The organism is Streptomyces sp. NBC_00872, assembly GCF_045161915.1.
In the GTDB taxonomy this organism is placed as follows: domain Bacteria; phylum Actinomycetota; class Actinomycetes; order Streptomycetales; family Streptomycetaceae; genus Streptomyces.
Window position 1 is genome coordinate 7,560,529 of sequence record NZ_CP108806.1, and the last position, 22,759, is coordinate 7,583,287.

The following is a 22,759-nucleotide window of genomic DNA, read 5'->3' on the forward strand; positions in this document are numbered from 1 at the left end:
CCGGGGCTCACGGGGGTGGTCCCGGCCGTCCGTCGCCCTGCTCTCCGCCGCCTTTCCGTACTGCCGTCAGTTCCGTACGACCGAGCGCCAGGCCACCGGGAAGTCGAAGTAGGTGTCCGGGAAGGTCTCCGGCTTGTGCGTGAAGTGCCACCACTCCTCGGCCAGATTGGTGAATCCGACCCCGGTCAGCGTCGCCTTCAGAAGCTGGCGGTTCGCCCGCTGCTCACCCTGGACCCGGGGATCGTCGGTGTGGCTGAGCGTGTCGAAACAGTCGAAGCCGGTCCCCATGTCCACCGAGTTGTCGGGGAAGCGCTCGGCCTTCGGGCCGTAGCAGGGAGCCGGCTTCTCGCCCGGTACGTACGGCCGCGTCGGCAGGGCCGGCAGCTTCACCAGCGTGAGATCCACCGTGCTGCCCCGGCTGTGTCCCGACTTCTCCGCGATGTAACCGTCCTCGAACAGCCGCGACTTGTCGACACGCGGATAGAACTCCGCCTTCATCCGCTCGTCCTGGAGATCCTTCGCCCACCGTACGAAGTGATCGACGGCCCGCTGCGGCCGGTAACAGTCGTACACCTTCAGGGAGTAGCCCTGCCTCCGCAGCAGGGACTGCGCCTGTCGCAGCGCCTCGGCGGTGGAGCGGGTGACGATACAGACCGGCTGCCGGTAGCCGTCCACCGGCTCGCCCAGGAAGTTGTGCGGCGTGAGGTAGCGCATCTCCTCGATGATCGTCGGCGCGACCGAGCGCAGGGCCACGAACTCCTCGGGTGCGGACGGCTCCGGTGCGGCCTGGGCGGCGGGCGCGGGGGCGGTGACGGCGAACAGCGCGGCGGTGGCCGAGGCGGCCAGAACACGGAGCACGGACTGAAGTCTTGTCATGGGCATCTTCGTCTATCAGTTCCAGGGACGGAGGGAAAGGGTGATCGGATACAGTCCGCGCGTGTCCGAGCCCGAGAACGTGTCAGAACCGAGCGCGTCAGAACCGAGCGCGTCAGAACCGAACGTGTCAGCACCGAAGAAGAGGCCCGTGCCGAACTCGCACTGCGGAAGCTGCGGTACGGCGTATCCGGCGACGGCCGGCTGGCCCCGTACCTGCGCCGCCTGCGGAGCCACCGCCTACCGCAATCCGCTGCCCGTCGCCATCGCCCTGGTGCCGGTGACGGACGATCAGGGCGGCGGACTGGTCGTCATCCCCCGCACCATCGAGCCCGAGTACGGCGGTATCGCCCTTCCCGGCGGCTTCATCGACCACGCCGAGGACTGGCGGCACGCGGTCGTACGGGAGCTGCGCGAGGAGACCGGGATCGAGGCGGACAGCGCGGACGTACGGCTGGCCGACGCGCTCAGCTCACCCGGTGGACATCTGCTGCTGTTCGGTCTGCTCCCGGAGCGGCGGGCCGGTGAGCTGCCGCCTTCGGCGCCCACGGAGGAGACATCGGGCTGGCATGTCCTGCGCGCCCCTGCACGGCTGGCGTTCCCGCTGCACACCGAGGCCGTACGGTCCTGGTTCGCCGGCCGCTACGGCACCGGGCGAGGCGTCTGACCGGCGCCAGGCCGCCGCTCTCACCGGCACCCTCTCACCGGCAGGCCCCGCCGTCTCACCCCGCCCCGCCTCTCACCCTCCTTCGCGCCTCAGCGCCACGCCCGCCCCCTCACGGACCCTCACACCCCTCACCGCCCCCTGACCCGTACCGGCCACTCAGGCTCCACCGGTCCGTTCTCCGTCACCCGTGACACCCGGACCTCGCCGTTCACCATGCGCGAGGCGTACCGCTCCACCTCCGCCTTCCGCCAGCCGTCGCCCGGGTCCCGCACCACCAGACCGCCGCCCGCGCGCCCCGCCGCCGGAGCCCATGCCTCCAGCTCCGTGCCGCCGTCCGCGCCCCGTACGGGAATCACCGCACCCGCCCGCGCCAGTACCGGGATACGGGAACGGGGCGCGTCCAGCAGCACCTGGCCGGGCCCTTCGTACGCCCGCTCCGTCGCCGTGTCGTACCACCGCCCGCGCGGCAGACGTACCGCCCGCCGGTCCGTACCGCGCTCCAGCACCGGCGCGACCAGCAGCGCGTCCCCGAGCAGGAACGCGTCCTCGCAGTCACGCAGCGCCCGGTCCTCCGGAGCGCCCCACCACAGCGGACGCGCGTACGGCGCCCCGGTGAGCCGGGCGAGCTGGGCGAGCGTCACGAAGTACGGCCGCAGCCGTTCCCGCCCGACGAGCGCGGCACGCGCGTGTTCCAGCACCTCCGGCCCGAACTCCCACGGCTCCCTGCGCCCCGCGTCGATCGCCGCGTGCGTACGGAACAGCGGCAGATACGCCCCGAGCTGGAACCAGCGCAGATACAGCTCGGGCGACGGACTGCCGTCGAAACCGCCCACGTCGGGGCCCGAGTACGGCACCCCGCAGAGCCCCAGCCCCAGCACCAGCGAGAGCGAGGCCCGCAGCCCCGGCCAGCCCGTCGACACATCGCCGGACCAGGTGCCCCCGTACCGCTGCATACCCGCCCAGCCGGAACGCGAGAAGAGGAAGGGACGCTCATCGGGCCGGAGCCGCCGCAGCCCCTCGAAGCCGGCCCGCGCCATGGCGAGTCCGTAGACGTTGTGGGCCTCACGGTGGTCCCCGCCCCTGCCCTCCAGCCGGTGCCTGGCCGAACGCGGCAGCGTCGTGTCACCGAACGGAGCGAAGGACACCGGCTCGTTCATGTCGTGCCAGACCCCGGCGAAGCCCTGCGCCAGCCGCTCCTCGTAGAGACCGCCCCACCAGTCGCGCACCGCCGGATCCGTGAAGTCCGGATAGACGCACTCGCCCGGCCATACGACCCCCTGGACATCACGCCCCCGCGCGTCCCGTACGAACGCCCCGGCCGCGGAACCGCTGTCGTACACCGCGTTGCCGCGCTCCGCCTTCACGGCGGGATCGACGATCGACACCAGCCGCACCCCGTCCGCGCGCAGCTCCTCCGCCAGCCCCGGCAGATCCGGGAAGCGCTCCCGGTCGACGGTGAAGACCTGATGTGCGTCGTAGTGATCGATGTCGAGATGGAGCGCGGAGAGCGGCAGCTCGTGCTTCCGGTAGCCGGCGACGATCCGCCGTACCTCCCGCTCGCTGCCGAAACCCCAGCGCGCGTGCTGCGGACCGAGCGCCCAGGACGGCGGGGGAGTGGGCGCCCCGGTCAGCGCCGTCCAGCCGTGCAGCACCCGCGCGGGCGTACCGGTCACCACCCAGCAGCGCAGCGGCCCGCCGTCCATCCGCAGCTCGCTCGTGCCGGGCCGGTCGTGCCCCGAGCCCGCGCCCTCCTCGCCCTCCCGGAGAGTGACCCGGCCGTCCCAGGAATTGTCGTGGAAGGCGAGATGCGTCCCGCCGTCGGCCACCACGAGCTGAACCGGCATCGTCACATACAGCGGGTCGTCCTCGGGACCGAAGCCACCGCCGGGATCGGTGTTCCACAGCCGGTACGTACCGTCCCGCAGCCGCGGCCCCGACGCCCGCCCGCCCAGCCCGAAGAACCGCGCGTCCGCCGCCACCTCGCTGCGCTGCACCCAGCGTGCGGGACCGCCCCCGACCGGCTCCCACCAGCGCGGCGGCAGCTCCCGGCGCAGCACCACACCCCCCGGTGTACGGACCTCCACACCGCCGTGGCGCGAGACCGCCACCGTCACCCGCTCCGACACCACCCGCCAGCCGCCCTCCGTGTCCGGCTCCAGTCCGGCCCGGGTGTCCGGCTCCGGCGGGGTGTCGGCGAGCGCGTACGAGGGCAGCGCCTCGGCGCCGTCCCAGCCCCAGAACACGGCGCCGCCCACCGAGACACACACATGCAGTCGCGCACGCGCGAACCGTACGATCCCGCCGCCCGGCAGCGGCTCCGCGCCGCTGACCGGCCCCGGCACCCGGGCCCGCTCCGCGCCGCGCGGTGCCAGCTCCCTGGCATCCGTACGCCGCCCGCGCCACGCCGAGCGTATGGCGCGCAGCCCCTGCACCGAACCGACCACTTTCATCGAACGCACCAGTTCACGACCGTCCATGCCGCTCAGCCTGCCATCCGGTACAGGTGCGTGGGGCATCGTTCAACTCCCGTTCACCCGTGGTCAGAGCACATATCCGCGCTGTCGACCATGGGTGATGAGACCTGGTGCGGAGGACGATCACATGGCATCGTCCGTGTCAGTCGTGTCACGCGCACACCCCGCCCGTGCGCGCGACCGACGCACACCAGCGTCGAGCACGAAGCGACGAGTACACCAGCGCCGTACACGGTGCCGAGCCCGCCGGGAGCCGCCCCATGACCGCAGCAGCAAGCCCTGCCCCCCTCTGGCGGCCGGATTCCGGCCGTATCGCCGCGGCGCGTGTCACCCGCTTCCAGGCCTGGGCGGCCGAGCGCTACGGAGCCCCGGCCGAGGGCGGTTACGCGGCGCTGCACCGGTGGTCCGTCGAGGAGCTCGACACTTTCTGGAAAGCCGTCGCCGACTGGTTCGAGGTGCGCTTCTCCACCCCGTACACCCAGGTCCTGGGGGATCGCACCATGCCGGGCGCCCGGTGGTTCCCCGGCTCCACCCTCAACTACGCCGAGCACGCCCTGCGTACGGCCGAGGACCCGGCCCGCGCCCATGACCCGGCCATCCTGTATATGGACGAGACACATGAACAGATCTCGCTGAGCTGGTTCGAGCTACGGCGCCAGGTCGTCTCCCTCGCCCGGCGGCTCCGCGCCCTCGGTGTGCGCCCCGGCGACCGGGTGAGCGGCTATCTCCCCAACATTCCGCAGGCGGCCGTGGCGCTGCTCGCCACCGCCGCCGTCGGCGGAGTCTGGACCTCCTGCGCCCCCGACTTCGGCGCCCGCAGTGTCCTGGACCGCTTCCAGCAGGTCGAGCCCGTCGTGCTGATCACCGTCGACGGCTACCGCTACGGCGGCAAGGAACACGACCGTACCGGTACGGTCGCCGAACTCCGCCGGGAGCTGCCCACCCTGCGCGCCGTCATCCATGTCCCGCTCCTGGGCACGCCGGCCCCCGAGGGCGCCCTCGAATGGGCGGCCCTCACCGCGGGCACCGCCCCGTCCGACGAGGCAGGGCCGTCCGACGGGGCAGAAGAGTCAGAAGAGGGAGAAGAGGGAGACGTCTTCGAACAGGTCCCCTTCGACCACCCGCTGTGGGTCCTGTACTCCTCCGGCACCACCGGCCTGCCCAAGGCGATCGTCCAGTCCCAGGGCGGCATTCTGCTGGAGCACTTCAAACAGATCGGCCTCCACTTCGACCTCGGCCCCGAGGACCGCTTCTTCTGGTACACCTCGACGGGCTGGATGATGTGGAACTTCCTCGTCTCCGGTCTGCTCACCGGCACCACGATCGTGCTGTACGACGGCAGCCCCGGCTTTCCCGCCGTCGACGCCCAGTGGGGCGTGGCCGAGCGGACCGGCACCACGGTCTTCGGCACCTCCGCCGCGTATGTCATGGCCTGCCGCAAGGCGGAGGCGCACCCCGGCCGCGACCATGACCTCTCCCGACTGAAATGCGTCGCCACCACCGGCTCACCGCTGCCTCCCGACGGCTTCCGCTGGCTCCACGACGATGTGGCCGAGGACCTGTGGATCGCCTCCGTCAGCGGCGGCACCGACGTATGCAGCTGTTTCGCCGGAGCCGTACCCACCCTCCCCGTCCAGATCGGTGAACTCCAGGCGCCCTGCCTGGGCACGGACCTCCAGGCCTGGGACCCCCAGGGCAGACCGGTCGTCGACGAGGTCGGCGAACTGGTCGTCACCAACCCGCTGCCGTCCATGCCGGTGCGCTTCTGGAACGACCCCGACGGCAGCCGCTACCACGACAGCTACTTCGAGATGTTCCCCGGCGTCTGGCGGCACGGCGACTGGATCACCCTTACCGACCGCGGTTCGGTCGTCATCCACGGCCGCTCCGACTCCACCCTGAACCGCCAGGGGGTCCGGATGGGCTCCGCCGACATCTATGAAGCCGTCGAACGCCTCCCCGAGATCCGTGAATCCCTGGTCATCGGCCTGGAGGAACCGGACGGCGGGTACTGGATGCCGCTCTTCGTCCATCTCGCGCCGGACGCCGTCCTCGACGACACACTGCGCGCACGGGTCAAGGAGACGATCCGCGAGCGGCTCTCCCCCCGCCATGTCCCTGACGAGATCATCGAAGTCCCCGGCATTCCGCACACCTTGACCGGCAAGCGCATCGAGGTCCCCGTCAAACGACTCCTCCAGGGCACGGCGCTGGACAAGGCCGTCAACGCGGGCTCCGTCGACAATCTCGATCTGCTGCGCTTCTACGAGGACCTCGCCCGCACCCGCCACTGACGGCCGCGGGACCACGGAAGAGCACCATTGTCCGACCCTCCGGTTACGGTGAGTGAGCAGTGACCGACAGCACTCAGGGGGAGACATGGCGCACACCGAGCGGGACCAGCACCGGACCGGACAGCGGCGGCGCACCGGCGACACGGAGAGGCCCGGACCCGCCCGGCCGGGACACCGGCGGACGGCCAGGAGCACACGGCGCGCACTGCGCCGCGAAGTCCCCAGCACCGTCGGCCTGCTCGCCGACGAACAGGACTTCACGGCGATGCGCCGCTACCGCACCTTCACCTTCGAAGACCACGCCGCCTATCTGCGGCAGATCGACGGACTGCTCACATCCCTGGCGTCCCGGGGTGTGCACATCACCGTGGGACTCTTCGACCCCGAGGAGTTCGCGGAGTACTGCGCGGAGAGGGGACTCGATCCGGACTCCGCCGTCAGCCGCAGCCGCTTCACGGCCACGCTCCCCGGGAGCGGAGCGGCCGTCGCCTATGAGGGCCGGCCCATCGACCGTCTTGTGCCCCTACTGGTCAGCACCGCTGTCCGCAGAGCGACATGGGAGTACGCGACAACGGTCCTCGCCGGCCTCGGGGAGTGCGCCGACTGCGGCCAGGACATCGGACGCGCGGCCTTCGACCGCGCCTCCCACATCCTGGAGAGGCTTCTCGAAGCGGCGGGCCCCGGCACACACCATCTCGTCTCCAGCGTCCCCGCCGCCGGCGAACAGCTTCTCGCCGTCCTCCACATCGACAGTCCCGAAGGGGCGCCCGCCCTGCTCGGCTCCTCAGAAGGAGCCGAGTTCGTCAGCGTGCTGGCCCTGGGTATCGCCCTGGAGAGTCCGGGCGGGATCGTCCTGCGTACGACAGGGCCGGGCACCGGCACCCCCGACCGGCTGCACGGCTGGCGACTGGACCGCGGCGAACCCGTCCCGCTCACCGAGGCCGAGGTCTTCAACGCATACTGCATGGACGCGGACACCGGAGAGCCGCTCTCCCCGGAGCCCGGCGTGGAGTACCGCGCGGGATTCGGCCTCCGCCTCGACGACACCGGCACCCACCACTGAACACGGAAGGGGCTTCCCCACCGCACACCACGGCGGGAAAGCCCCTCCTTCCGGATCACTCGCCGGACAGCACCGCCCGCGCGGCCGTCCTGGCCTCGTCGGCGGTGTCCGCGGCCCGCGCGGCGGCGGCGGCACGCTCACACTGGGCCAGCGTGTGCTGCGCGAGCGCCGACCGTACGTACGGAATCGAGGCCGCGCCCATCGACAGCGAGGTCACACCGAGTCCGGTGAGTACGCAGGCGAGCAGCGGATCGGAGGCCGCCTCACCACACACCCCGCAGCTCTTGCCCTCGGCCCTGGCACCCTCGGCCGACAGCGCCACCAGATCCAGCAGCGCGGGCTGCCAGGGATCCTGCAACCGCGACACGGCACCCACCTGCCGGTCGGCGGCGAAGGTGTACTGCGCCAGATCATTGGTCCCCAGAGAAAGGAACTCCACCTCCTGGAGAATGGAGCGCGACCGCAGAGCCGCGGACGGAATCTCCACCATGGCACCGAACTTCGCGCTCAGCCCGGCCTCACGGCAGGCGTCCGCGAACGCCTTCGCGTCCGTGCGGTCCGCCACCATCGGCGCCATGACCTCCAGATGCACGGGAAGCCCCTGGGCGGCCTTCGCCAGCGCGGTCAACTGCGTCCGCAGCACATCGGGATGGTCCAGCAGACTCCGCAGACCGCGTACCCCCAGCGCCGGGTTCGGCTCGTCGGCCGGGGTGAGGAAGGCCAGTGGCTTGTCCGCGCCGGCGTCCAGCACCCGTACGACCACCCGCCCCTCGGGAAAGGCTTCGAGCACCGTGCGGTACGCCTCGATCTGCTTCTCCTCCGACGGCGCTCGCCCGCTGTCGTCCAGGAACAGGAACTCGGTACGGAAGAGCCCGACACCCTCGGCACCCGCCGCGACGGCGGCCGGCACATCCGCGGGACCGCCGATGTTCGCCAGCAGGGGCACCGTATGACCGTCCGATGTCGCACCGGGCCCGATGGACGAGGACAGCGTGGCCTTCCGTGCGAGGGCGGCCTGTTCGAGCTCGGCCCGCTTCTTCGGACCCGGCTCGACGAAGATGTCACCGGTGCTGCCGTCGACCGCGATCACCGTGCCCTCGGCCAGCTCCTGCGCACCCGGCAGCGCGACCACCGCGGGCACCCCGAGCGCGCGCGCCAGAATCGCGCTGTGACTCGTCGGCCCGCCCTCCTCGGTCACAAAACCCAGCACCAGAGCGGGGTCGAGCAACGCGGTGTCCGCGGGGGCCAGATCGCGGGCGATCAGTACATAGGGCTCGTCACTGTCCGGCACCCCCGGCATCGGAACGCCCAGCAGCCGGGCGACGATACGATTCCGCACATCGTCCAGGTCCGCGACCCGCCCGGCCAGATACTCCCCGGCATTGGCGAGCAGCGCGCGGTACGAGGCGAACGCGTCGTACACACCCCGCTCGGCGGTGCTCCCGACCGCGATCCGCCGGTCCACATCGGCCATCAGCTCAGGGTCCTGCGCCATCATCGCCTGAGCTTCGAGGACCCCCTGGGCCTCTCCGCCGGCCAGATTCCCGCGGGCGATCAGATCGGCCGCCACCGCGTCGACGGCCTGGCGGGCCCGCCCCTGCTCACGCTCCGCCTCCTCCGCCGGAATCCGCTTGGCCGGCGGCTCCAGCACCGCGGTCCCCATGTGCCTGACCTCGCCGATCGCCACTCCGTGGCTGACCCCGACGCCTCGCAGCCTTGTCTCCATCTCACCCGTCTCCGGTTATGCGGCGAGCCGGTCGCCGCGAGGGAAGTACGACAAGCGCGCCGCGCTCATCCCTGACATACGGCACCGGCGTCACTGCCAGCCGAAGAGTGTGTCGCCGGTCTTCACCTCGCCGTCCTCCCGGACGTCGGAGAGCGAGTCGGCCGTGGCTTCGAGCGCGACGACGGGGCAGACCGGCGACTTGCCGGCCTCTTCGACGGCGACGGGGTTCCAGCGCACGACCCCCTGACCGCGTGTGACGTTGTCCCCCTTGTTGACGAGCAGCTCGAATCCCTCACCGTTGAGCTGGACGGTGTCGATCCCGAGATGCGTCAGTACTCCACGCCCGTCCGAGTCCACGACGACAAAGGCGTGCGGATGCAGCGAGACCACGACACCGTCGACGGGAGAGACGGCCTCACCGGGTTCCCGGACCGGATCGATGGCCATCCCGGGTCCCACCATCGCGCCGGCGAAGACCGGATCGGGTACGGCGCCGAGTCCGATGGCGCGGCCGGGCAGCGGGGCGGTCACGATGGTCATGGGGGCCTCCCAGGGGGTGGGGGATCGGGCCGCCGTCACCGCCTGTGATGGGACGACGTGCTGTTCAGAAAGGGTAAGTCATAGGAAGTGCCGGTTCCGTGGGAGACCAGCCGGTTGGCGGACCTCGGAGGAGACCGGAAACGATTTGCTTGTGCCGGTGGACGGCATGTAGGGTCGTACTCCTGCCTGGCCCCAGTGAGACTTTGAGTCGGGGGCCGGTGGCAGCTATCAATTCTCGATCGTTCTCCGAACATCGCATTTGCATGCCTACGAATCGTATGCCTGTGAATCGGTGGTCAGGGAGAGGGAAAAGGACTGATAGAGTCGGAGACGCAAGACAGCAGGACCGAAGGGAAAGCCCGGAGGAAAGCCCGTGAGGGTGAGTACAAAGGAAGCGTCCGTTCCTTGAGAACTCAACAGCGTGCCAAAAGTCAACGCCAGATATGTTGATACCCCGTCCTTCCGGGACTTGTGTTCCGGTGGGTTCGGGTTCCTTTGAAGTAACACAGCGAGGACGCTGTGAATCACTGGTCTTATTCCGGCTGGTGGTTCCGCTCTCGTGGTGCTGACCCGATTACGGGTAATCATTCACGGAGAGTTTGATCCTGGCTCAGGACGAACGCTGGCGGCGTGCTTAACACATGCAAGTCGAACGATGAAGCCTTTCGGGGTGGATTAGTGGCGAACGGGTGAGTAACACGTGGGCAATCTGCCCTTCACTCTGGGACAAGCCCTGGAAACGGGGTCTAATACCGGATAATACTTTCTCCTGCATGGGAGAGGGTTGAAAGCTCCGGCGGTGAAGGATGAGCCCGCGGCCTATCAGCTTGTTGGTGGGGTGATGGCCTACCAAGGCGACGACGGGTAGCCGGCCTGAGAGGGCGACCGGCCACACTGGGACTGAGACACGGCCCAGACTCCTACGGGAGGCAGCAGTGGGGAATATTGCACAATGGGCGGAAGCCTGATGCAGCGACGCCGCGTGAGGGATGACGGCCTTCGGGTTGTAAACCTCTTTCAGCAGGGAAGAAGCGTGAGTGACGGTACCTGCAGAAGAAGCGCCGGCTAACTACGTGCCAGCAGCCGCGGTAATACGTAGGGCGCAAGCGTTGTCCGGAATTATTGGGCGTAAAGAGCTCGTAGGCGGCTTGTCGCGTCGGATGTGAAAGCCCGGGGCTTAACCCCGGGTCTGCATTCGATACGGGCAGGCTAGAGTGTGGTAGGGGAGATCGGAATTCCTGGTGTAGCGGTGAAATGCGCAGATATCAGGAGGAACACCGGTGGCGAAGGCGGATCTCTGGGCCATTACTGACGCTGAGGAGCGAAAGCGTGGGGAGCGAACAGGATTAGATACCCTGGTAGTCCACGCCGTAAACGTTGGGAACTAGGTGTTGGCGACATTCCACGTCGTCGGTGCCGCAGCTAACGCATTAAGTTCCCCGCCTGGGGAGTACGGCCGCAAGGCTAAAACTCAAAGGAATTGACGGGGGCCCGCACAAGCAGCGGAGCATGTGGCTTAATTCGACGCAACGCGAAGAACCTTACCAAGGCTTGACATACACCGGAAACGGCCAGAGATGGTCGCCCCCTTGTGGTCGGTGTACAGGTGGTGCATGGCTGTCGTCAGCTCGTGTCGTGAGATGTTGGGTTAAGTCCCGCAACGAGCGCAACCCTTGTTCTGTGTTGCCAGCATGCCTTTCGGGGTGATGGGGACTCACAGGAGACTGCCAGGGTCAACTCGGAGGAAGGTGGGGACGACGTCAAGTCATCATGCCCCTTATGTCTTGGGCTGCACACGTGCTACAATGGCCGGTACAATGAGCTGCGATGCCGTGAGGCGGAGCGAATCTCAAAAAGCCGGTCTCAGTTCGGATTGGGGTCTGCAACTCGACCCCATGAAGTCGGAGTTGCTAGTAATCGCAGATCAGCATTGCTGCGGTGAATACGTTCCCGGGCCTTGTACACACCGCCCGTCACGTCACGAAAGTCGGTAACACCCGAAGCCGGTGGCCCAACCCCCTTGTGGGGAGGGAGCTGTCGAAGGTGGGACTGGCGATTGGGACGAAGTCGTAACAAGGTAGCCGTACCGGAAGGTGCGGCTGGATCACCTCCTTTCTAAGGAGCATCTAGACCCTTCGGGGTCGAGAGCCACTTCGTCGGCGCATGTCCGACGGTGGTCAGCTCATGGGTGGAACGTTGACTATTCGGCACAGTCTGTTGGTGAGGGTTGCTAGTACTGCTTCGGCGTGGAACGTGATTCTTGCTGGTGGACTGTGTGGGGCGCGCTGTTGGGTGTCTGAGGGTGCGAGCGTTGCTCGCCCTTCATGTGCCGGTCCCGGTGTACTCGCTCGTGAGAGTGGGGTGGCGGGTGGCTGGTCGTTGTTTGAGAACTGCACAGTGGACGCGAGCATCTGTGGCCAAGTTTTTAAGGGCGCACGGTGGATGCCTTGGTACCAGGAACCGATGAAGGACGTGGGAGGCCGCGATAGGCCCCGGGGAGCTGTCAACCGAGCTTTGATCCGGGGGTGTCCGAATGGGGAAACCCGGCAGTCGTCATGGGCTGTCACCCGCTGCTGAACACATAGGCAGTGTGGAGGGAACGAGGGGAAGTGAAACATCTCAGTACCCTCAGGAAGAGAAAACAACCGTGATTCCGGGAGTAGTGGCGAGCGAAACCGGATGAGGCCAAACCTGTGACGTGTGATACCCGGCAGGGGTTGCGTTTCAGGGGTTGTGGGATCGTACTTCAGCAGTCTGCCGGCTGTTGGGCGAGTCAGAAACCGTATGGGTAGGCGAAGGACATGCGAAAGGTCCGGCGTAGAGGGTAAGACCCCCGTAGCTGAAATCTGTACGGCTCGTTTGTGCGACACCCAAGTAGCACGGGGCCCGAGAAATCCCGTGTGAATCTGGCGGGACCACCCGCTAAGCCTAAATATTCCCTGGTGACCGATAGCGGATAGTACCGTGAGGGAATGGTGAAAAGTACCGCGGGAGCGGAGTGAAATAGTACCTGAAACCGTGTGCCTACAAGCCGTGGGAGCGTCGCCGTGTGTGCTTGCACATACGGTCGTGACTGCGTGCCTTTTGAAGAATGAGCCTGCGAGTTTGCGGTGTGTTGCGAGGTTAACCCGTGTGGGGTAGCCGTAGCGAAAGCGAGTCCGAATAGGGCGATATAGTAGCGCGCTCAAGACCCGAAGCGGAGTGATCTAGCCATGGGCAGGTTGAAGCGGCTGTAAGAGGTCGTGGAGGACCGAACCCACCAGGGTTGAAAACCTGGGGGATGACCTGTGGTTAGGGGTGAAAGGCCAATCAAACTCCGTGATAGCTGGTTCTCCCCGAAATGCATTTAGGTGCAGCGTCGTGTGTTTCTTGCCGGAGGTAGAGCACTGGATAGGCGATGGGCCCTACCGGGTTACTGACCTTAGCCAAACTCCGAATGCCGGTAAGTGAGAGCGCGGCAGTGAGACTGTGGGGGATAAGCTCCATGGTCGAGAGGGAAACAGCCCAGAGCATCGACTAAGGCCCCTAAGCGTACGCTAAGTGGGAAAGGATGTGGAGTCGCAGAGACAACCAGGAGGTTGGCTTAGAAGCAGCCATCCTTGAAAGAGTGCGTAATAGCTCACTGGTCAAGTGATTCCGCGCCGACAATGTAGCGGGGCTCAAGCGTACCGCCGAAGTCGTGTCATTGCAGCATATAGGGCTAACGCCTGTTGTGATGGGTAGGGGAGCGTCGTGTGCCGGGTGAAGCCGCCGCGTAAGCGAGTGGTGGACGGTTCACGAGTGAGAATGCAGGCATGAGTAGCGATACACACGTGGGAAACGTGTGCGCCGATTGACTAAGGGTTCCTGGGTCAAGCTGATCTGCCCAGGGTAAGTCGGGACCTAAGGCGAGGCCGACAGGCGTAGTCGATGGACAACCGGTTGATATTCCGGTACCCGCTTTGAAACGCCCAGTATCGAATCCATTAATGCTAAGGCCGTGAAGCCGCCCTGATCTCTTCGGAGTTGAGGGGAGTGGTGGAGCCGCTGAACCGAGGTGGTAGTAGGTAAGCGATGGGGTGACGCAGGAAGGTAGTCCATCCCGGGCGGTGGTTGTCCCGGGGTAAGGGTGTAGGGCGTTGTGCAGGTAAATCCGTGCAACATGTGTCTGAGACCTGATGCCGAGCCGATTGTGGTGAAGTGGATGATCCTATGCTGTCGAGAAAAGCCTCTAGCGAGTTTCATGGCGGCCCGTACCCTAAACCGACTCAGGTGGTCTGGTAGAGAATACCGAGGCGTTCGGGTGAACTATGGTTAAGGAACTCGGCAAAATGCCCCCGTAACTTCGGGAGAAGGGGGGCCACACTGGGTGATGGGATTTACTCCTTGAGCTTGGGGTGGCCGCAGAGACCAGCGAGAAGCGACTGTTTACTAAAAACACAGGTCCGTGCGAAGCCGTAAGGCGATGTATACGGACTGACGCCTGCCCGGTGCTGGAACGTTAAGGGGACCGGTTAGTCAATCTTCGGGTTGGCGAGGCTGAGAACTTAAGCGCCAGTAAACGGCGGTGGTAACTATAACCATCCTAAGGTAGCGAAATTCCTTGTCGGGTAAGTTCCGACCTGCACGAATGGCGTAACGACTTCTCGACTGTCTCAACCATAGGCCCGGTGAAATTGCATTACGAGTAAAGATGCTCGTTTCGCGCAGCAGGACGGAAAGACCCCGGGACCTTTACTACAGTTTGATATTGGTGTTCGGTTCGGCTTGTGTAGGATAGGTGGGAGACTTTGAAGCTCATACGCCAGTATGGGTGGAGTCGTCGTTGAAATACCACTCTGGTCGTGCTGGATGTCTAACCTGGGTCCGTGATCCGGATCAGGGACAGTGTCTGATGGGTAGTTTAACTGGGGCGGTTGCCTCCTAAAGGGTAACGGAGGCGCCCAAAGGTTCCCTCAGCCTGGTTGGTAATCAGGTGTTGAGTGTAAGTGCACAAGGGAGCTTGACTGTGAGACCGACGGGTCGAGCAGGGACGAAAGTCGGGACTAGTGATCCGGCGGTGGCTTGTGGAAGCGCCGTCGCTCAACGGATAAAAGGTACCCCGGGGATAACAGGCTGATCTTCCCCAAGAGTCCATATCGACGGGATGGTTTGGCACCTCGATGTCGGCTCGTCGCATCCTGGGGCTGGAGTCGGTCCCAAGGGTTGGGCTGTTCGCCCATTAAAGCGGTACGCGAGCTGGGTTTAGAACGTCGTGAGACAGTTCGGTCCCTATCCGCTGTGCGCGTAGGAGTCTTGAGAAGGGCTGTCCCTAGTACGAGAGGACCGGGACGGACGAACCTCTGGTGTGCCAGTTGTTCTGCCAAGGGCATGGCTGGTTGGCTACGTTCGGGAGGGATAACCGCTGAAAGCATCTAAGCGGGAAGCCTGCTTCGAGATGAGGACTCCCACCCCCTTTGAGGGGTTAAGGCTCCCAGTAGACGACTGGGTTGATAGGCCGGATATGGAAGCCAGGTGACTGGTGGAGTTGACCGGTACTAATAGGCCGAGGGCTTGTCCTCAGTTGCTCGCGTCCACTGTGTTAGTTCTGAGACAATGAACAGCTGTGTGTTATCCGGTTGGTTGTTGTTTTACAGTGTTTCGGTGGTCATGGCGTGAGGGAAACGCCCGGTTACATTCCGAACCCGGAAGCTAAGCCTCACAGCGCCGATGGTACTGCAGGGGGGACCCTGTGGGAGAGTAGGACGCCGCCGAACAATTATTGTGTGAAGTGCCCTGTGCCGGTTATCCGGTACGGGGCACTTCTGCGTTCCAGGACTTTCCGGGACCGTGTTCGCGTGCCCGTCGCACCCGTTGTGTCCGTGCCTCCGATGTCCGGTTGCTACCCCCTTGCGCTGGGCCGCCGGCGCTGAGGGTAGGGTCAGGAGGCATCATTGGCACGTTCCACACAGGAGGCCCCCGGGTGGAGGTCCAGGAGACTCGCGTTCAGACGGACCGGGTGCTCACCATCCCCAACATCCTCAGCATGGCCCGTCTCGTCGGCGTCCCCCTCTTCCTGTGGCTGATTCTCCGCCCCGAGTTCGGGGGACCGAACAGCGACGGCTGGGCGTTGCTGGTGCTGATGCTGAGCGGTGTCAGCGACTATCTCGACGGCAAGCTCGCCCGTCGCTGGAACCAGATCAGCAGTCTCGGCCGGCTTCTGGACCCCGCCGCGGACCGGCTATACATCCTTTCCACCCTGGTCGGTCTCACCTGGCGGGAGATCCTCCCACTGTGGCTCACCGCGGCTCTTGTGGCCCGCGAGCTGATGCTGCTGGTGATGGTGGGCATCCTTCGCAGGCACGGCTATCCGCCGCCCCAGGTGAACTTCCTGGGGAAGGCGGCTACCTTCAACTTGATGTACGCCTTCCCGCTCCTGCTCCTCAGTGACGGAAGTGGTTGGCTTGCGTCACTCGCCGAAGTTTTCGGATGGGCGTTCGCCGGATGGGGTACGACCCTCTATTGGTGGGCAGGCATCCTGTATGTGGTCCAGGTCCGCCGGCTCGTCAAGGCGGACACCGCGGCCGATTAGCTCGTCGATGTGAGCCGTGCAGTGTCGCCGGCCCACGCCTGACGTTTTGGGGCCGCTGTCCGGACGGGTGAAGTCGGCGAGACCGTCTCTTCAAGGAGGACGCTTCCGACATGAAGGCCGTCGTGATGGCTGGTGGCGAAGGAACTCGCCTTCGCCCTATGACCTCGAGTATGCCCAAACCGCTCCTGCCGGTGGTGAATCGGCCGATCATGGAGCACGTACTGCGGTTGCTCAAGCGCCATGGGCTCAGCGAGACCGTCGTAACCGTGCAATTCCTTGCCTCCCTCGTCAAGAATTATTTCGGCGACGGTGAAGAGCTCGGCATGGAGCTCACCTACGCCAACGAGGAGAAGCCGCTCGGCACCGCGGGGAGCGTCAAGAACGCCGAGGAAGCGCTGAAGGACGATGCCTTCCTCGTCATTTCCGGCGACGCGCTCACCGACTTCGATCTGACCGACCTCATCGCCTTCCACAAGGAGAAGGGCGCACTGGTGACGGTGTGTCTGACCCGGGTGCCGAATCCTCTGGAATTCGGCATCACGATCGTGGACGAAGAAGGAAAGGTCGAGCGCTTCCTGGAGAAGCCCACCTGGGGCCAGGTCTTCTCGGACACCGTCAATACCGGTATCTATGTGATGGAGCCCGAGGTCTTCGACTACGTCGAGGCCGATGTCTCCGTCGACTGGTCCGGAGATGTCTTCCCTCAGCTCATGAAGGAGGGCAAGAAGGTCTACGGCTATATCGCCGAGGGCTACTGGGAGGACGTCGGCACACATGAGAGCTATGTGAAGGCCCAGGCCGATGTACTGGAAGGCAAGGTCGACGTCGACATCGACGGTTTCGAGATCTCGCCCGGCGTCTGGGTCGCCGAGGGCGCCGAGGTCCACCCCGACGCCGTTCTGCGAGGGCCGCTCTACATCGGTGACTACGCCAAGGTCGAGGCCGACGCGGAGATCCGTGAGCACACCGTCGTCGGATCCAACGTGGTGGTCAAGACCGGTGCGTTCCTGCACAGAGCCGTCGTCCACGACAACGTCTACATCGGTCAGCACAGCAATCTGCGCGGCTGTGTGGTCGGCAGGAACACCGACATCATGCGGGCGGCCCGGGTCGAGGACGGGGCGGTCATCGGTGACGAGTGCCTGGTCGGCGAGGAATCGATCATCCAGGGCAATGTGCGGGTCTATCCGTTCAAGACCATCGAGGCCGGTGCCTTTGTCAACACCTCGGTGATCTGGGAGTCCCGGGGACAGGCGCATCTCTTCGGCGCCCGCGGTGTCTCCGGCATCCTGAACGTCGAGATCACACCGGAAGTCGTGGTGCGGCTGGCGGGCGCGTACGCCACCACCCTCAAGAAGGGCTCCACCGTCACCACGGCGCGTGACCACTCGCGTGGTGCCCGTGCGCTGAAGCGGGCCGTGATCTCCTCGCTCCAGTCCAGCGCCATCGACGTACGGGACCTGGAGAACGTACCGCTGCCCGTCGCCCGTCAGCAGACGGCCCGCGGCAGCGCCGGCGGCATCATGATCCGTACCTCACCGGGTGTGCCGGACTCCGTGGACATCATGTTCTTCGACGAGCGGGGCGCGGATCTCTCCCAGGCGGGCCAGCGCAAGCTGGACCGGGTGTACGCGCGCCAGGAGTACCGCCGCGCGTTCCCCGGTGAGATCGGCGATCTGCACTTCCCGGCCAGCGTCTTCGACTCGTACACGGGCTCGCTGCTGCGCAATGTCGATACGACGGGGATCTCCGAGGCGGCCCTCAAGGTCGTCGTCGACGCGTCCAACGGCAGCGCGGGGCTCGTTCTGCCCAGCCTGCTGGGCCGGCTCGGTGTCGACGCGCTGACCATCAACCCGGGTCTCGACGAGTCCAGGCCGACGGAGACGGCCGAATCCCGACGGTCCGGACTGGTCAGACTCGGTGAGATCGTCGCTTCGGCGCGCGCCGCGTTCGGGGTGCGGTTCGACCCCGTGGGCGAGCGGCTGTCGCTGGTCGACGAGCGGGGGCGGATCATCGAGGACGACCGCGCCCTGCTGGTGCTGCTCGATCTGGTCGCCGCCGAGCGGCGCAGCGGGCGGGTGGCGCTACCGGTGACGACGACACGCATCGCCGAGCAGGTCGCCGCGTACCACGGCACCCAGGTGGCGTGGACGACCACCTCGCCGGACGATCTGACCCGGGTGGGCCGCGAGGAGTCGACGATCTTCGGCGGTGACGGACGTGGTGCCTTCATCGTGCCGGAGTTCAGCAGTGTCCTCGACGGTACGGCGGCCTTTGTGCGGCTGATCGGTCTGGTGGCGCGTACCCAGCTCACCCTCAGCCAGATCGACGCCCGTATCCCCCGTGCCCATGTGCTGCGCCGTGATCTGGCCACACCGTGGGCGGTCAAGGGACTGGTGATGCGCAGTGTCGTGGAGGCGGCCGGGGACCGGCAGGTGGACACGACCGACGGTGTACGGGTGGTGGAGGCCGACGGCCGCTGGGTGATGGTCCTGCCCGACCCCGCCGAGGCCATCACCCATCTGTGGGCGGAGGGTCCTGACGACGCCTCGGCCCAGGCGCTGCTCGACGAGTGGTCGGCCGTGGTCGACGGAGCCGGTCACTAGGGCGTATCGCGGGAGTTCGGTATCTCTCCGGGGACGAATTGCCGGATGAGACCGGTGTGCCGGACCTTTCCCACGGGACGGTCCGGCACACCGGTGGGGCCATTCGGCGGTAGCGGCTGCGACGTGCGACGATGTGCGGCATGCCGCAGCCGCCCCCCATTCGGAGCACCACTTCTCCGCCACCCCGCCCCGATGCGTCGATGTCGCTGCTGAACAATGTGATGGACCACAGCCTCGACGAGGGGTACGCGGAGGCGACGGCGCGCCGGGCCGCCGAGGAGGGCGGTCCGCGGAGCACGGTCCGGGCGAAGCTCTGGCTCGCCGCGGGTCTGGTGCTGGCGGCTTTGGTGGTCACGGTGGGCGCGGCCCAGGCGCGGATCTCGGCGCCGGTGGTGGCCAAGGAGCGCGAAGAGCTGATCGACCGTATCGACGCGGAGACCGCGGCGGCCGACGAGCTGGAGAAGTCGGTCGAGAAGCTCCGTACCGAGGTGGGGGCGCGCCAGCGAGCCGCCCTGCGCGCGCACGGAGGCGACACCGGAGGGACGGCCGGCCTGCTGGCGGGTGCGACGCCGGTGCGCGGTCCCGGGGTGAAGCTCGTGGTCGACGACGCCGAGGAGTCGGGTTCGGACGGCGGCGGACCGCGCGGGAGCAGCGGCTTCTCCGACACGGGCCGGGTGCGCGACCGGGACATGCAGCGAGTCGTCAACGGCCTGTGGGAATCGGGCGCGGAAGCGATCGCCATCAACGACCAGCGGCTCACGGCGCTGTCCGCGATCCGGGCCGCCGGTGACGCCGTACTGGTCGACAACAGGCCGCTGGTCCCGCCGTACACGGTGCTCGCGGTGGGGGACGGGAAGAAGCTGAGCACCGCGTTCCAGGACAGTGCCGATGGGCGGTATCTGCGTTCGTTGCAGCAGAACTTCGACATCCGCACCAGCATCTCCGATCAGGAGGAGGTGCGTCTTCCTGCCGCGCCGAGCCTGATCGTACGTACAGCAGAGCCGGGGACCACCGACGCCGGGAAGGGCGACGGGCAGGGCACGGCAGATACCGGGAAGGGCACATCGTGATCGCCGTACTGGGCCTCGTCGTGGGAGTCGTGGTCGGACTGTTGGTCCGGCCCGAGGTACCGGCGGTGGTCGAGCCCTATCTGCCGATCGCCGTCGTCGCGGCCCTGGACGCCGTCTTCGGCGGTCTGCGGGCCATGCTCGACGGGATCTTCGTGGACAAGGTGTTCGTGGTCTCCTTCCTGTCGAACGTGGTGGTGGCCGCGCTCATCGTCTTCCTCGGCGACAAGCTGGGCGTGGGTGCGCAGTTGTCCACGGGCGTGGTGGTCGTGTTCGGTATCCGGATCTTCTCCAACGCTGCCGCGATCCGCCGGCATGTCTTCCGGGCGTGAGGCCGATGAGCAGCGTGGAGACACCCAGGAACGAAGACGGCGCCGCCGGTACGGCCGGTACGGGGCTCCCGCCGGAGGGCGGGCCCCAACAGCTCACCGGCCGGCAGCGGTTGGCGGCGGGACTGTGGCCGCCGCGGGTCACCCGGGCCCAACTCATCGTCGCCGTACTGCTGTTCGTCCTCGGACTCGGACTCGCCATCCAGGTCAGGTCGAACAACGACGACAGCGCGCTGCGGGGCGCCCGCCAGGAGGACCTGGTGCGCATCCTGGACGAGCTGGACGACCGTACCCAGCGGCTGGAGGACGAGAAGCAGCGGCTGGACGACCAGCGCACCGAGCTGGAGAACAGCTCGGACCAGGCCGAGGAGGCCCGTAAGCAGACGCTGGAGAAGGAGCAGCAGCTCGGCATCCTGGCCGGCACGGCCGCGGCCCAGGGGCCCGGGATCACGCTGACGATCAGCGATCCGAGCGGCACGGTCGCGCCGGACATGCTGCTCGACGCGATCCAGGAGCTGCGGGCGGCGGGCGCGGAGGCCATCCAGGTCGACGGGGTGCGCGTGGTCGCGGATACATACTTCTCGGGTACGGGTGGTGACGTCCAGGTGGACGGCAGGCCGGTGACGGCCCCGTACGAGTTCGAGGTCATCGGCAAGCCGCAGGATCTGGAGCCCGCCCTCAACATTCCCGGCGGGGTGGTCCAGACCCTGGAGAAGGAGCAGGCCACGGCCACGGTGACGCGGGCTGAGAAGATCGTTGTGGACGCCTTGCGACCGGCGAAGCGGCCTGACTACGCTCGGTCGTCGTCGGGGTGACCCGGTGGTGCATGGCGGCTGTCGGACGCGGGCATGAGCTTGCGGGGGGTCGGCGCACGATCAGCGTGGTGTGTGGTGGAAACTGTCCGGTGGATACGGACGTTGTCAAGATGTCCGGGTCGGCAGGTGTGTTCATTCAGGGTTCGTCCTGCCCCACGGGCGGGTCTGTTTCGGTCAAGGGGAATCGCCCGTGAAGTTGTTTGGGAAGTTGTTCGGCAAGAGCGCACGCGAGGACGGCGGCGGTTCGGCCCGCCATCGCGCGTCGCGCCAGGGTCAGAGCGAGGAGCAGAGCGGTGAGCGCCCGCTCTTCCGCGACCAGGTGGGCGGTGAGTCCACCGGCGCGTCGTCTGTTGACCCCGCAGGTCCCGGCCGCATAGGTTTCGGGCAATCATCTGCCCCGGCGGGGCGGTCGCGGCAGGAGGATCCCACGATGGCGGGCTTGCCGGTCTGTACGAGGTGCGGACACCAGAACGCGGAATCGAGCCGGTTCTGCTCCAACTGCGGTGCGCCGCTGCGGGGCGGGGTGCCCGCCGAGCGCGCCTCGGAGACGACGTCCACGATCTCCATCTCGGGTCTTGAGGCGTACGACTCGGAAGTCACCGGCCAGACCTCGCTGCCGTCGCTCACGCCGGAGGCGCAGGCGGCCGTCGACGCGCTGCCGCTGGGTTCGGCGCTCCTGGTGGTGCGTCGCGGTCCGAATTCGGGCAGCCGCTTCCTGCTGGACAGTGAGCTGACGACGGCCGGCCGTCATCCGCAGAGCGACATCTTCCTTGACGACGTGACCGTGTCGCGCCGCCATGTGGAGTTCCGCAGGGGTGCTGACGGCCACTTCACCGTCTCGGACGTGGGCAGCCTGAACGGTACGTACGTCAATCGTGAGCGGATCGATTCGGTCCTGCTGGCGAACGGCGACGAAGTCCAGATCGGCAAGTACCGACTGGTCTTCTACGCGAGCCAGCGGGGCGTGTGACCCTCAGGGAAGGTCCATGCTGCGAACACCGACGGGCGGTGCCGGACACGGCACCGCCCCCACGGGGCACCCGCTGGTGAGTATCGGCGTGGTGCTCAGCCGTCTCCGGGAGGAATTCCCCGAGGTCTCCATCTCCAAGATCCGTTTCCTGGAGGCGGAGGGACTGGTCGAGCCGCGCAGAACTCCCTCCGGCTACCGGAAGTTCAGTTCTGAGGACGTCGAGCGGCTGGCTCAGGTCCTGCGGATGCAGCGGGACCACTATCTTCCGCTGAAGGTCATCCGGGAGCATCTGGACGCCCGTGGCCGCGGCGCGCGGCCGTGCCCTCCGGGGCCGCAGCGGCAGCCGTCGGCGGACACCTTCGGCGAGCCGGAGCCCGAGTGGCCGACGGCGGCCAGGATCGGGCGTGAGGAGCTGCTGGCCGCCGTGGAGGTGGGCGAGAGCAGACTCGACGAGTGGGAGGCCTACGGCCTCATCACTCCGATGCCGGACGGCGCGTACGACGCCGAGTCGGTCACGGTCGCGAGACTTGTCTCGGATCTGGGGAGATTCGGCCTGGAACCGAGGCATCTTCGGGCCATGAAGGCGGCCGCGGAGCGTGAGGCGGGACTGGTCGAACAGGTGGTGGCGCCGCTGCGTCTGCACCGTAATCCGCAGACCAGAGCCCATGCCGAGGCCACCACGAAGGAGCTGGCGGCGCTCTCGGTACGGCTCCACGCGGCCCTTGTCCGGACGGCTCTCGGGGTCCGGCAGCACTGATCACGGGGGAGCCCGACTACCCAAACCT

General features: G+C 66.8%; 14 protein-coding genes and 3 rRNA genes. 13 read left to right on the forward strand and 4 right to left on the reverse strand.

What is annotated here, in order from left to right; genetic code table 11:
* Window positions 1-66: 66 nt before the first annotated feature.
* Window positions 67-876 (reverse strand): M15 family metallopeptidase, encoded by an 810-nt coding sequence (locus OG214_RS32375; RefSeq protein ID WP_363085906.1) that lies wholly within the window; start codon window positions 874-876, stop codon window positions 67-69.
* Window positions 877-1,024: 148 nt separating this feature from the next.
* Here OG214_RS32375 and OG214_RS32380 point away from each other — a divergent pair, with 148 nt between their 5' ends.
* Window positions 1,025-1,540 (forward strand): NUDIX domain-containing protein, encoded by a 516-nt coding sequence (locus OG214_RS32380; RefSeq protein WP_405986714.1) that lies wholly within the window; start codon window positions 1,025-1,027, stop codon window positions 1,538-1,540.
* Between the two features lie 128 nt (window positions 1,541-1,668).
* Here the strand turns inward: OG214_RS32380 and OG214_RS32385 are convergent, their stop codons facing one another.
* On the reverse strand, window positions 1,669-4,017 hold the full coding sequence (locus OG214_RS32385; RefSeq protein ID WP_382864057.1) for a TIM-barrel domain-containing protein: 2,349 nt from the start codon (window positions 4,015-4,017) through the stop codon (window positions 1,669-1,671).
* 257 nt (window positions 4,018-4,274) lie between these two features.
* On the opposite strand from OG214_RS32385, the gene OG214_RS32390 reads away from it, so the two are divergent.
* Window positions 4,275-6,308, forward strand: a complete 2,034-nt coding sequence (locus OG214_RS32390; RefSeq protein WP_405986715.1) for an acetoacetate--CoA ligase — start codon at window positions 4,275-4,277, stop codon at window positions 6,306-6,308.
* An 85-nt stretch (window positions 6,309-6,393) separates the two neighbouring features.
* Window positions 6,394-7,371, forward strand: coding sequence for a hypothetical protein (locus OG214_RS32395; RefSeq protein WP_405986716.1), 978 nt, complete (start codon window positions 6,394-6,396; stop codon window positions 7,369-7,371).
* 55 nt (window positions 7,372-7,426) lie between these two features.
* Here the strand turns inward: OG214_RS32395 and ptsP are convergent, their stop codons facing one another.
* On the reverse strand, window positions 7,427-9,097 hold the full coding sequence (ptsP, locus tag OG214_RS32400; protein WP_363085445.1) for a phosphoenolpyruvate--protein phosphotransferase: 1,671 nt from the start codon (window positions 9,095-9,097) through the stop codon (window positions 7,427-7,429).
* A 90-nt stretch (window positions 9,098-9,187) separates the two neighbouring features.
* Complete coding sequence (locus OG214_RS32405) at window positions 9,188-9,637, reverse strand: PTS glucose transporter subunit IIA (protein WP_363085446.1); 450 nt, start codon at window positions 9,635-9,637, stop codon at window positions 9,188-9,190.
* Between the two features lie 587 nt (window positions 9,638-10,224).
* Here OG214_RS32405 and OG214_RS32410 point away from each other — a divergent pair.
* The 10 genes from OG214_RS32410 (at window position 10,225) to OG214_RS32455 (ending at window position 22,731) form a co-directional block, all read left to right on the forward strand.
* A 16S ribosomal RNA gene (locus OG214_RS32410) occupies window positions 10,225-11,752 on the forward strand.
* Between the two features lie 300 nt (window positions 11,753-12,052).
* A 23S ribosomal RNA gene (locus OG214_RS32415) occupies window positions 12,053-15,177 on the forward strand.
* Between the two features lie 78 nt (window positions 15,178-15,255).
* A 5S ribosomal RNA gene (gene rrf / locus OG214_RS32420) occupies window positions 15,256-15,372 on the forward strand.
* Together the 16S, 23S and 5S rRNA genes form the textbook arrangement of a ribosomal RNA operon.
* A 206-nt stretch (window positions 15,373-15,578) precedes the next feature.
* Window positions 15,579-16,187 (forward strand): CDP-alcohol phosphatidyltransferase family protein, encoded by a 609-nt coding sequence (locus OG214_RS32425; RefSeq protein ID WP_066949929.1) that lies wholly within the window; start codon window positions 15,579-15,581, stop codon window positions 16,185-16,187.
* A 110-nt stretch (window positions 16,188-16,297) separates the two neighbouring features.
* Window positions 16,298-18,793 (forward strand): mannose-1-phosphate guanyltransferase, encoded by a 2,496-nt coding sequence (locus tag OG214_RS32430; protein WP_363085955.1) that lies wholly within the window; start codon window positions 16,298-16,300, stop codon window positions 18,791-18,793.
* A 140-nt stretch (window positions 18,794-18,933) separates the two neighbouring features.
* The gene (locus tag OG214_RS32435) at window positions 18,934-19,863 is read left to right on the forward strand and encodes a DUF881 domain-containing protein (protein WP_363081658.1); all 930 of its coding nucleotides are present in this window, start codon (window positions 18,934-18,936) and stop codon (window positions 19,861-19,863) included.
* Entirely contained in the window at window positions 19,860-20,192 is a 333-nt protein-coding gene (locus tag OG214_RS32440) for a small basic family protein (RefSeq protein WP_023543062.1), read from the forward strand. Before OG214_RS32435 ends, OG214_RS32440 begins: the two co-directional genes overlap by 4 nt.
* A 5-nt stretch (window positions 20,193-20,197) precedes the next feature.
* On the forward strand, window positions 20,198-21,004 hold the full coding sequence (locus OG214_RS32445; RefSeq protein WP_363081657.1) for a DUF881 domain-containing protein: 807 nt from the start codon (window positions 20,198-20,200) through the stop codon (window positions 21,002-21,004).
* A gap of 148 nt (window positions 21,005-21,152) precedes the next feature.
* Window positions 21,153-21,974, forward strand: a complete 822-nt coding sequence (locus OG214_RS32450; RefSeq protein WP_363081661.1) for an FHA domain-containing protein — start codon at window positions 21,153-21,155, stop codon at window positions 21,972-21,974.
* Window positions 21,975-21,990: 16 nt separating this feature from the next.
* Window positions 21,991-22,731 carry a MerR family transcriptional regulator gene (locus OG214_RS32455; protein WP_405986717.1) on the forward strand — a complete coding sequence of 247 codons (741 nt, stop codon included), beginning with the start codon at window positions 21,991-21,993 and terminating at the stop codon, window positions 22,729-22,731.
* Window positions 22,732-22,759 lie beyond the last annotated feature (28 nt).